Genomic DNA, 10,234 nt, shown 5'->3' with positions numbered 1-10,234 from the left:
CCGTCATCCACCTGCGATGTCGCTCAGCACTCAACTGCGATGTCGCGCCACAAAAGCAATCGACATAGAGCTGCTTGCGGAAGATCTCGGCTTTTTCGGCTGCGTCCATCCGGCTGATGAGCGCGCTGCTCGCCAAGGCGCGGCGCGCGGCTTGCGCACCGGAAAAATAGCCGTACTCAATGGACGCCTTGCCCTCATCGATCATGCGTTTGACATCGGCATGGCTGAAGCAGAGCAAATCCGAACTGCCGTCCAATGGACGCAGTTCCAGCGTGCTATCCAAGACGCCGCAGACCACATGCACGGTGCCGCCCACTACCAGCGCATCTGATTTGCTGATCCGTAGCCTGACTGCCATCAGCGCACCTCCGGCATCGAGAGCATGCTGGCCTCGGTCACAGGAACGGACAGGTTCGTCATGGCAGCCCCGTTGAAGATCGCCTTGAAGCCTGCGCGGAATGCCCTCCCCTCCAGACAGGTCGCGGCAACAACCTGCCCCAGAGACATTTCGCGGTTCATGCCACGGAGCACCTGCTGAATCGCCGCGTCTGCTTCAGCATCCTCGACCTGCCGAAACATGTGCAGCAGCTCCGCATTGCGCACTTCGGCTGCGGAGAAGCTACTGTCTGTAACGAGCAGCGCATCGTCCGCGAATTGCTTCGCGGTCTGAGCCCTGATCAGCACGAACTCACGGTCGAAACCATTTCGTTCGACCAGCCCATCCGGCTTGACGGCAAGCGCGATCCTTTTGCCGTCGTCCAACGTGGCCAGGAAATCGAAGGTGTGAGGCTTCAGCTTCCCATCTTGGTTTCTATAGGTGATCTGAGGCGGCTGATCCCAGACGTCGACGACCGCATGCTGGGAGAGTAGCACCAAGAGACATTTTCGCTCAAGGTGGCTCTCAAAGATCAGCTGCCGCCAGGCGGCCTGGGCACGTAGTTTCGCGACCAAAAACCCTCGTGCACTCGCCCGCGATCGGGCGGGGAACATCCGGGTCGCACGCGTCCGCTCGGGCGGGACGTAAGGCCCCCCGAAATCTTCGTCATACATAGGCTGTTGCTCCCGGCACCGCAGGCACACCTGCCGGTGCAACGGGGTCCTCTTTCATGGAGAAATTGAGCTCCGGCCCGCAGAAGTCTCTGCGCGCTTGACCGGGGCCTAAAGTTGGGTCATGAATGAGGTGTATCTGGGTTCAACTTGATACACCTGAAGGGCCTTAGGAGCGGTAACTCCTCGGGCCCTTTGCTTTTCTAGGTCATGGTTGCTCCCTCCTCTTCGCACGCCGGAAATAACTCCTCCGGCGGCATACCCATGGCCCGAGCAAGGGCTTTTTCGATGCGCTTAGACCGACACATACGCTTGCCGACCAAGGTCAGCGCAGAGTCACTGACGCCAAGTTCTCGCGAGATCTGCGCCAGTGACGTTCCGCGGATTCGAAGTTCCGCCTTCAGACGCTCGTGAGCGTCCAGATCTTCCTTTGTCGGGGTGCGCATCGGGGCGATCTCCTGGTTCTGAGAGGGCAAAAAAGCAGGACTCTCCATCCAGTTAAGGAACTCCATCTAAACCAGTCAATCTTGCAAGACACTGTCTTAAAACAAAAAACCATCCGGACCATTCGGTCCGCACGGACCAAATGGTCCGCCCGCGTTGTTTTCTTGACCGCTGACCAGCGTGGCCGAGCTAAGGTTCCTGAGAGGCACGAACAGCTCAGGCACTGGATTCACCGGATTTGGCTACTCCACAGGAAGATCACGAATCGATTGCTCGGCGGGTTGGTGCGGCCAACCTGCTGGCCGCTCGTGCATCCACCGGACTGAGCCAGGCCCAGTTCGCCGCGGCCATCGGGCTCTCGGACCGCGCCCTACGCCGCTACGAGCGCGGGGAACGCGAGCTGCCCCAGGCTGCGCGGCTGGCTATCATTCAGGTATTCAAGATCGACCCTCTTGCCAGCGACCAACTGGCCGCCGCGATTGGGCTGGACGGCGCTGAGCTGTCTCCAAGCGCAACGGCGGAGACTGCGGTGGAGGAAAGTTTCTGGGTGAAGCTTAGGCGAGAGGGTCTGGAATCCAGGGAGCGGAACTACTCTCCCCTTGGCCAGCATCTTCTGAAGGCCCGCGACTACGCCTTTCTCAGCGCAACGCTGTACTTCGCCGCGAAGCATGTCGCGCTGGGGCTGGGGCTCCCCTTTGGCTTCGGGGTCAACGGCACGGACTGGGCATTCATCGGCGCCTTCTGTGTGATCGTGCTCTTCTTGTTTTCAGTCGTTGCCGAGCTGCCCGTACTCAAGGCCGCCAGACATATTCTAACGGGCAATAGGGGGAGAAGGGCCCTCTAACAGGCTGCTGATAAACTTGGTCGAGGCATCCGATTTCGCCGATCTCGTCGAACCGCAGCCGAGGCTAAGATGTTCAGCTCCACGAGATCGCGCCTGAGTGGGGTCGCTATGCACCTCTTCTTTCGCTGCCGGAGTTTTTCAGCAGCCTGCTAAGGCGCGTTGACGGTCAATAGGGCGGGGAGCGGTCATTCGCTGCGCCGTGGACGAAAGGCTGCAATGCGCAGGAAGCGGACGTGCCCGGTCGAGCTGGCGCGCCTCACTTCATAGGCGCGCCCGGCCCTCTGCGGACATTCGAACTTGGCACGGGGCATGACCGATTCTAGCCCCTTCTTTGACATTCGCCCCAGGCGCCGCATGCAACCGCGCGCTGACCCAAAGGGCGAGCCCATCTGTCGCCTCGCAAGTTGCCAGAGCCTGCAGTGCGCTGATAGCCGACACAGATCACAAAATCACAACCTAAATCTGCCTCGATCCATTTGATCGGAAAGGGCTTGCAGATTGCTCTTTAGCTTTACGGCCGTTGGGTTTTCTGGCTCTACTTGGAGCCAAAAAGCAACCCTTCCCATTAAGCGCTCCACTACCAGCGGGTCTGGCTTCTCACTTCTCTCAATATAAGGGAGAAGGCCATAACTCAACAGCGCGTATGCATCAGCCTTGATGCTTCGGACTTCTTTTCTTGGCAGCTTAGGGTGGCCAGTCCCTATGGAAATCCCTGTGACAATCTTCTTCTGTCCGTTCTTGGATATCCTAGTTTTTCCCTCATTCACCAAAAACCCAAAGCTCTTGAGAATGAACTCAATCTTACCCAGCACGTCAGATCCTAATTCCTCTCCAGAGACAGATATGTCGTCCGCATATCGTGTATAGGTTAAGGAACGGGCTTTGGTTAAATCAGATATCTCTTTATCCATGTTTCGGCATACAAGATTGCTGATCGCCGGACTCGTTGGGGCACCCTGGGGTAGCCTGCCATCTTTGCAGCATAGGCGCGCCATTATCGCTGATACATTAGGGGGATATCCAAGACCCAGAAAGGTATCCTGAACAGCGTCTATGTGAATTGACGGGAAGAAGTCTTTGACATCCATGCCCAAAAGGTGATTGCCAGAGATGTGCATCTTCGCGTTGTCGACTACTGAACGCCCTTGAGCAAAGCCAAAGGCGGAGTCATGGACGGGAACATGTTGCAAAATTTCTCCGTTGATCCATCTCTGGCAAAGAAGGAGGGTCGGGTGTGGAGCGGAAATAACTCGAACGCCGCCGCTTCTCTTCTTGACTTCGAAATCACGATAAAATGCAGAACTATCCTTCGTTACTGCTGCTATGTAAGATTTATTCACTCCAATGAGTTCTGAGAGATGCTGCATCTCAAAGATTGGCGGCAAGCCTTTGGCCTCCATATCCTCGATATACTGCAGATATCCAGGCAGAGCCTTTTTGTCTTTAACACCACTTTCCTCAAAGAAGTGTCGCCATTCTTCCGAGCTTTTACTCAACTTCAAACTCCGAGATGAAGGGCGGGGGATACCTAATAATTTATATCATATCAAAAATATGATATTTGCATGGTGCCCTTCATGGGCACCGTGTTGTTCCGCAGGAACAACAGCCTCCCTCTTGAGGGAGGCTGCCTTAAAGTCAGCCTGAACAACCGAGGCGAATGCGCCTCTAAGTTCTATCCATGCCCGCCCTCCCAAGTGAGCCAAGCAGAAAACATCTCGGATCTCAAGCTTTTCTAGTAAAAAAATCTCGGTCTAGATATGCTAAATTTGGCAAGTAGGGCGAGCTAGGCCGAAGCTCAGAAGGCCTTTCGGACTTACTGCCTTCCCTCCATTCTGCATGCACTTTGCAAAATATTTGCTTCCTGTTCTGCAAAATCCAAGCTCTTCCGCTTGAGGTAATCCGAGCTCTCAAGCCTTCAACCAGACAGTATTTTCGTTCCAGCATGAATGACAGCAATGCAGCTATTTGCCCTGGCGCCACCAAGGTCTCCTTGTGGAGGCGGTACAAGTCTACCCAATCGCTCTCTGCAAAAAGGGCTCTCAGGACAATCCTATGCTGTGAATTGTACATCATATCCTCGGCGTGAGGCGGTTTCTTTTTGCGCCCCCTTTGAGTTCCGGCCACCAGAATATAGGAAAGTTGTTATTCGGAGGATTGTCACCCTCTAGAAAATACGTGGCCTCACTACGCTTCCAGCCAAAGGAGTAGTCATTTATACTTTTTCCGTTTGATCGTTTTTTAAGTTTTTCCTCAAGCTGTTCCATCGCGAGCGACATTGACACCGCGTCTTCGCCATCGTAGAAATCCGTTAACCCCTTCCTGAGCCAGTTTACGGCATAATAGTCTTTAACTAACGGAACGACCTTGTCCTTGCTGCTTTCCATAGCGGACGCAACGGCGACAAATATATTACAATCTTTACCACAGGCCTCCAACTTTTGTCGAAGCCACGCGGACTTCTTAGCAATAGTGTCGCCGCTTCCTGCAAAGTCGTCTACAATAATGATGGACTTCCCGTCTTCGGCCGCGCTGACGGCAGAAATTAATTTGTCCACAAAATTTCCACTTGTCCATCCATCGTATTCAGCCAATACACCCTTCATTTGCTGCACGTAGGAAGAAGAGCTATCAGCAAGCTCCCTATCATTAAGCGCGATAATAATGGAGTTCGCCGGAGATATCTTTAACGTCTTAACAATGTGAAACGCGATAGACCTGCGATATTGAAGCTGATCATTTGGCGTTGCATAATGAAAACGCTCGATTAAATTTGTGACCAAACTTTTCTGCTCAGGTGTCACACACAAACTAAAAATCTCATTGACAGCGTTGGATTTGCTTTCCAGCCACTGGGATTTCATAGCCAATCTAAGAATTTCAGCGAAATTCGGCATAGACATGATTTCATTGGAACGTTCTACCATATCGCCTCCGGCTTTTTCTTGTGGAAAGTAAGAGCACAGTTGCACAAGCACAAGCACTTTGGGCCACTTTGGACTGTGAGAATGCGCTGATGGGTCTAAGTGGACAGGCCGGCGTTGGCGGCGACAGGTTCGAATGTCGGATAACGCGCGCATCCCGGTAATTCATGCTGTGTGCAGCGAACGGCAGCTCTCCGCCCTTCGTGTCGACCCTGCTGGCCTTGCTGCGCCAGGCGCACAGGTCCGCTTAGGGCTGAAACCGGTCATTCTCTGCGCGGGTCATGAATGACCGTTTCGGGCCGGGAACGACGCCGCACGAACGGCGCGATCAGGCGCTTGGCCCGGCGGCGCAGCGAAGGTCGGGAAGGAGCCCGGAGCGGCCAAGTGTAGAATGCATCCGAGGAGATCGCAGGTTCTTCAATTTCGTGCAACGCCCATGGTGGGTTGCAGGAACGAGTATTTGTCGGCCTACGCTCACTCAACCTTTGTCGATCTGCTCGAACCTGCGTCGAATGCTGTCGAGCAATGGCGCCACCTCATCGACCGTGATCAAAGGAAAGCGCCTCCAATCGCCTTTACTAATTTCCAAGTCAATGACATCGACCGCGATCCGCACAATTGCGCGCACCTGTGAGGCCCTCAGAGTCAACTGTACTGGGGGGTAGTGCGTATAGGTTGATCGGAAGTCGTGAAGAAAGAAGAGCGCTAGGTTTGTGTCACTGTTTTCCAAGTGAGCATCTTCGGGTTTTGGTAGGTCATAACCCAGCCGGCGCATCAGGCTAGGGAAGTTCGCCATGTTCTCCTTTGCAGACAGCGCCAAGAATTCCTCGTTGTCATGAAGGGTATTCTTCCCCGCTGCGTAGAAGGCAGCCACCTTCTTTTCAATGTCGTCCCTCTTTGCGCCGAACCCATCGGTGCGCGTGAGTTTGCAGATCGCTAGACTTTGAAGGGTAGTGTGAGCTGCGATGATGACCCATTTCCACAGGATTGGGCTCTTGGTCGTCGCCCAAATCAGTGCCTCCAGAGCCTGTATGTTGGCGAGTAGATCGTCGAATTCGTTTGTGCTCAGCCAGCGGGGGTCATCGTCCCGCAGCAAATCGAGCAAGAACTGAAGACCTCTATTCTGGTCTGCGGTACCATCTTCCAGGGCTGACCTCCTGAACCTAGACCAGTCGCACCTAATCGGAAGTATGCACCAAAAGCTCAGGTGTACAGCCCCTCCCTGGTTTGGCTCGAGACGCTCCGCACAATCTAGGATGTGAGTTTGCGCTAAGAATGTCCAGAATGTCCGCACTTCCGACCTTGGCGGGCCAAATCTTGCTGCAGGATCCCACCGATTTCTGGGTTGGCGAAGCTGCGACGCAGCGCGGCCAGCTAGACGAATGACCGCAACGGGCCGCTTGCGCCAGGCGGACCGCCTAACCTGGGCGAGCAGGTCGGCGCACCGCCGCATGTACGCTCCCAGCCCGAAGGGACCGATGTTGCGATCTGCATGGAGGGCGACTTTGGTGAAGGCAAATGCTTGGACAGATCAACGGAGTGCGTTGGCTGACGAAACATGCATCGTTACGTTTCCAGCTAGACCAATGAGGGATAAATTTCGCTATGAGATTCGTTGCTATAGACGTTGAAACCGCAAACGCCGACATGGCGTCCATCTGTTCAATCGGAGTCGCCGCCTTCGAGAACGGTACCCTTGCGTCTGAATGGTACTCGCTTATAGACCCGGACGACTTCTTCGATCCCGTCAACATGTCGATCCACGGCATCACGGAAGGCGATGTGCAAGGCGCGCCGACGTTCAACGAAGTCGCCGTGGACATCGAACGGCTTCTTGGCTCGCAGGTCGTTGTCACCCACACACATTTCGACCGTGTTGCGATGCATCAAGCTGCAGGCCGCTGGGCAATTTCGACCCCGGCCTGCACCTGGCTCGACTCGGCCCGCGTCGCCCGGAGAACATGGGCGGAATGCGCGAAATCGGGCTACGGCCTCGCGAACGTCTGCAAAATGATCGGTTACACCTTCGAGCATCACAACGCGCTTGAGGATGCAAAGGCCGCGGGGCACGTCATGCTCGCTGCGATGAAGGAAAGCGGTCTCGATCTCGATGCGATCCAGAAACGCGCCTTGCAGCCCATCGACCCGTCGTCGAGCGGAGCCGCTGCGATCACGCGCGACGGGAACCCGGACGGCCCGCTTGCAAGTGAGGTGATCGTATTCACGGGCGCGCTGGACATACCCCGCCGTGAGGCCGCAAATCTTGCGGCTTCCGTAGGCTGCAATGTGGCGAACAGCGTCACCAAGAAAACGACCATGCTCGTCGTGGGGGATGTGGATGTGACGAAGCTCGCGGGTCACGACAAATCGTCGAAGCACCGGAAAGCGGAAGAACTGGTCGAAGCGGGTCAACAACTGCGCATCATTCGCGAGACCGACTTCAAGGAGTTGGTCGCGCTTTCCTAAACAGCCATACCCACGTGATAGGTCATGTAAATCATTTGCGACATTAGCGCAGCCGCAGCGAACTCACACTTTGTCCGCACTGCCAACCTAGGGATCCTGGACCTTCCTGCTCAGTGCCACGAAGGTCCGGCGTGGGGAAGCTGCGCTGCGGCAACGGTGATCCTGGCCAAGGTCGGCTTCGGGCCGGGAGCGACGGCCGCCGCGGCTCGCCGGGTGTTCGCATCGCTCCGCGGACGGAGTCCGCTTCGAGCCCTTTGCGACATGTGTCAGCCCCGATATGGAGCGGACGCGTCTGAGGCAAGCTCCCGCATGATCTGCGCCATCTCGTCCAGCCGCGTGGCAGTCAGGCGGCTGCTCGGTCCGGCGAGACCGAAGCCCGCGCGGACTTCGCCATCGTCGTGCCAAGGAACGGCAACGCAATTGAGGCCGGGGCACCAGTTCTCTCGGTCAAGGGCGTGGCCTCGTGCTGCTATGGCGTCAATCTCGGCCGCTATCCCCGAGCCGATGCGGGGCGCGTGGACCTCGAACATCCGGCGGCGCAGGGCCGGAAGAAATGCCAGGAAGAGAAGACCGATGGCCGAGCCTGCCATCGGCTGGCGCTCTCCGCACTGGCTAGAGGCGCGTAACGTGCGCGGGCTCTCGATCGCGTCAAGAAAATATACCTCGTCACCGGAAGGGACGGCGAGGAATACAGTTTCACTGGTTCGGGTAGCCATCTCCTCCAGAGCGGGGCGCAGCCGGCGGCGCAGGGCATCGTCATCGCCTACCACCCGGGCAAGGTTCAGGATGCGATCCCCGAGATGATAGCGCATGTCGCCGGGGCGGCGTCGGATGTAGCCCGCATTTTGGAGGGTTCTCAGGATATTGTGTGCGGTCGTCGTTTTCAGGCCTGCCCCTTCGGCGATCTCTCCAAGAGAGGCAGCACCGCCTGCATGGGCGATCGTATCGAGCATCTCGAGGGCGCGGGTGACGGACTGGATCATCGGGAAATTTCCACATCGCTGAAGTTTCAGAAAAAATTAGCCGAAACATTCATTTAGTCCAGATTTCAAGGGAACGGACGGTCTCGGGTACGTGTTGGCCGAGTGACTGCCGCAGCGCAGCATCCCAAGGCGGAGATGACCATGACACGCACGATGATCGCAAGGGCAACGCCCAAGGTGGGCCAGACCGACAGGCTGGCAGCACTGGTGGAAACACTGGCCGAGGAGGTGCGCCGTGAAGCGGGCAACATTCGCTTCGAGGCCTTCAGCGAAGGCAACGGTGCAGTGGTGATCCTCGAGGAATACCGCGACGACGCGGCCTTCGAGGCGCACCTTTCCCAACCCCATACCCAAGAGTTCAACGCAGCGCTCGAGGAGGTTGCCACAGGAGGTGCTTCGAGTGTGACCGACCTTGCCTGCTTTGCCGGCGCACAGGTCTCGGCCCCGGGCATTCGGGCCGTGGACCATGCGGGCCTTACGGTGCCGGACATTGAGGCCGCGACCCGTTTTCTGTCCGACGCATTCGGGGCGGTTACGCTTTACGACGTGTTGCCAAAGGAAGGGCCCGACATGGAAGGCGAAGGGCCGGAGGCGGAACTTGGTCTTTCGCCAGGCACACGGATCACACACATGCGCCTCGTGCGGATTGGCAACGGGCCGTGCCTCGAGCTTTTCCGAATGGAGGACGGGACACAGTCCGATCCTGCGCGCCTTCAGGATCTCGGGCTCACTCATCTCGGCCTCTACGTCGACGACATTGATGCGGCATGCGCCGCTTTCACGGCCGCCGGCGGTACGTTGTTGAAGGGCCCGCATCCGCTTGCCAACAACGAAGACAATGACGGCAATGCAGGCATTTACGGGCACGCGCCCTGGGGAACGCTGTTTGAGCTGCTGACCTATCCCGGCGGCATCGACCTGCCCATGGACAGCCCGGCACCCCGCTGGACCCCCCACCCCTGAAGGACCAAGACCATGATCAAGATGACAATGCTTCTGAAGCGCAATCCAGATATCGACCACGCGGCCTTCGTGCGGCACCATCGCGAGACGCACGGGCCCTTGTTCCGCTCGATCCCGGAGGCAAAGACTCATGTGCTGCGCTATATTCAGACACACCCGACCGAAGGCGAATTTCCTGTCCCACAGGCGGACTTCGATGGCACCGCCGAGATCTGGTTCGACAGCCCCGAGGGGATGAAAACCGTGCTTGAGTCAGAGACCTACGAGCAGAAGGTTCTCCCCGACGAGAAAACATTCCTCGACCATGAGAACACCCTCATCCTCGTGGGGGAGCAAACTGAGATCATCGAGGAGAAGGCATAGCCTGGGCATTCGGGCACGTCGTGGGGAGTGGGCTTGGAAAAGCGCCTGCTCCGTCCGCCTTTCTCACGCGTGTCTGCTCAGGGGCAGCGTAATCTGAGCAGTCGAGCGAAAGTCAGCCTTGTGTCCGTGCCGACCTTCATTCTCCGATAATGTTGCGCGATAGACGAATGGCCGGTCTGGTGAAGCTGCACCGCGGCGAT

At 56.9% G+C, this 10,234-nt stretch carries 11 protein-coding genes; 4 read left to right on the top strand and 7 right to left on the bottom strand.

Annotated elements, in window-relative coordinates; translation table 11 throughout:
• From G0A00_RS21985 to G0A00_RS21975, 3 genes are all read right to left on the bottom strand, one after another.
• Positions 1-358: hypothetical protein (locus tag G0A00_RS21985; protein WP_164184401.1), on the bottom strand; the 358-nt coding region annotated here is incomplete at its 3' end.
• Positions 358-1,050: a TnsA endonuclease N-terminal domain-containing protein gene (locus tag G0A00_RS21980; RefSeq protein ID WP_164184402.1), complete on the bottom strand. Its 693-nt coding sequence runs from the start codon at positions 1,048-1,050 to the stop codon at positions 358-360. The genes G0A00_RS21985 and G0A00_RS21980, both read right to left, overlap by 1 nt.
• A 200-nt stretch (positions 1,051-1,250) precedes the next feature.
• Positions 1,251-1,493 (bottom strand): helix-turn-helix domain-containing protein, encoded by a 243-nt coding sequence (locus G0A00_RS21975; RefSeq protein WP_164184403.1) that lies wholly within the window; start codon positions 1,491-1,493, stop codon positions 1,251-1,253.
• Positions 1,494-1,729: 236 nt separating this feature from the next.
• Here G0A00_RS21975 and G0A00_RS21970 point away from each other — a divergent pair, with 236 nt between their 5' ends.
• Entirely contained in the window at positions 1,730-2,335 is a 606-nt protein-coding gene (locus G0A00_RS21970) for a DNA-binding transcriptional regulator (protein ID WP_164184404.1), read from the top strand.
• A 449-nt stretch (positions 2,336-2,784) separates the two neighbouring features.
• Here G0A00_RS21970 and G0A00_RS21965 read toward each other — a convergent pair whose 3' ends face one another.
• The 3 genes from G0A00_RS21965 to G0A00_RS21955 form a co-directional block, all read right to left on the bottom strand.
• Complete coding sequence (locus G0A00_RS21965; RefSeq protein ID WP_164184405.1) at positions 2,785-3,831, bottom strand: reverse transcriptase family protein; 1,047 nt, start codon at positions 3,829-3,831, stop codon at positions 2,785-2,787.
• A gap of 576 nt (positions 3,832-4,407) precedes the next feature.
• Positions 4,408-5,262: a phosphoribosyltransferase gene (locus tag G0A00_RS21960; protein ID WP_164184406.1), complete on the bottom strand. Its 855-nt coding sequence runs from the start codon at positions 5,260-5,262 to the stop codon at positions 4,408-4,410.
• 475 nt (positions 5,263-5,737) lie between these two features.
• Positions 5,738-6,364 (bottom strand): hypothetical protein, encoded by a 627-nt coding sequence (locus G0A00_RS21955; RefSeq protein ID WP_164184407.1) that lies wholly within the window; start codon positions 6,362-6,364, stop codon positions 5,738-5,740.
• Between the two features lie 500 nt (positions 6,365-6,864).
• On the opposite strand from G0A00_RS21955, the gene G0A00_RS21950 reads away from it, so the two are divergent.
• A complete protein-coding gene (locus G0A00_RS21950; RefSeq protein ID WP_164184408.1) occupies positions 6,865-7,725 on the top strand; it encodes an exonuclease domain-containing protein in 861 nt (286 codons plus the stop codon).
• 266 nt (positions 7,726-7,991) lie between these two features.
• Here the strand turns inward: G0A00_RS21950 and G0A00_RS21945 are convergent, their stop codons facing one another.
• The gene (locus tag G0A00_RS21945) at positions 7,992-8,708 is read right to left on the bottom strand and encodes an IclR family transcriptional regulator (RefSeq protein WP_164184409.1); all 717 of its coding nucleotides are present in this window, start codon (positions 8,706-8,708) and stop codon (positions 7,992-7,994) included.
• A 141-nt stretch (positions 8,709-8,849) separates the two neighbouring features.
• Between G0A00_RS21945 and G0A00_RS21940 the strand changes: the two genes are divergently transcribed.
• Together G0A00_RS21940 and G0A00_RS21935 are read left to right on the top strand one after the other, a co-directional pair.
• The gene (locus G0A00_RS21940; protein ID WP_164184410.1) at positions 8,850-9,671 is read left to right on the top strand and encodes an antibiotic biosynthesis monooxygenase; all 822 of its coding nucleotides are present in this window, start codon (positions 8,850-8,852) and stop codon (positions 9,669-9,671) included.
• 12 nt (positions 9,672-9,683) lie between these two features.
• Positions 9,684-10,034, top strand: a complete 351-nt coding sequence (locus G0A00_RS21935; RefSeq protein ID WP_164184411.1) for an EthD domain-containing protein — start codon at positions 9,684-9,686, stop codon at positions 10,032-10,034.
• Positions 10,035-10,234 lie beyond the last annotated feature (200 nt).

This window comes from Salipiger sp. PrR002 (genome assembly GCF_010500775.1).
Taxonomy (GTDB): domain Bacteria; phylum Pseudomonadota; class Alphaproteobacteria; order Rhodobacterales; family Rhodobacteraceae; genus Salipiger.
The sequence above is the reverse complement of the archived record's forward strand: the minus strand, read 5'-3'. Positions and strand labels throughout refer to the sequence as shown.

Coding starts and splice junctions, on each gene's coding strand:
- G0A00_RS21980 (WP_164184402.1), bottom strand. CDS start 1,050: ATGTATGACGAAGATTTCGGGGGGCCTTACGTCCCGCCCGAGCGGACG.
- G0A00_RS21975 (WP_164184403.1), bottom strand. CDS start 1,493: ATGCGCACCCCGACAAAGGAAGATCTGGACGCTCACGAGCGTCTGAAG.
- G0A00_RS21960 (WP_164184406.1), bottom strand. CDS start 5,262: ATGGTAGAACGTTCCAATGAAATCATGTCTATGCCGAATTTCGCTGAA.
- G0A00_RS21950 (WP_164184408.1), top strand. CDS start 6,865: ATGAGATTCGTTGCTATAGACGTTGAAACCGCAAACGCCGACATGGCG.
- G0A00_RS21945 (WP_164184409.1), bottom strand. CDS start 8,708: ATGATCCAGTCCGTCACCCGCGCCCTCGAGATGCTCGATACGATCGCC.
- G0A00_RS21940 (WP_164184410.1), top strand. CDS start 8,850: ATGACACGCACGATGATCGCAAGGGCAACGCCCAAGGTGGGCCAGACC.
- G0A00_RS21935 (WP_164184411.1), top strand. CDS start 9,684: ATGATCAAGATGACAATGCTTCTGAAGCGCAATCCAGATATCGACCAC.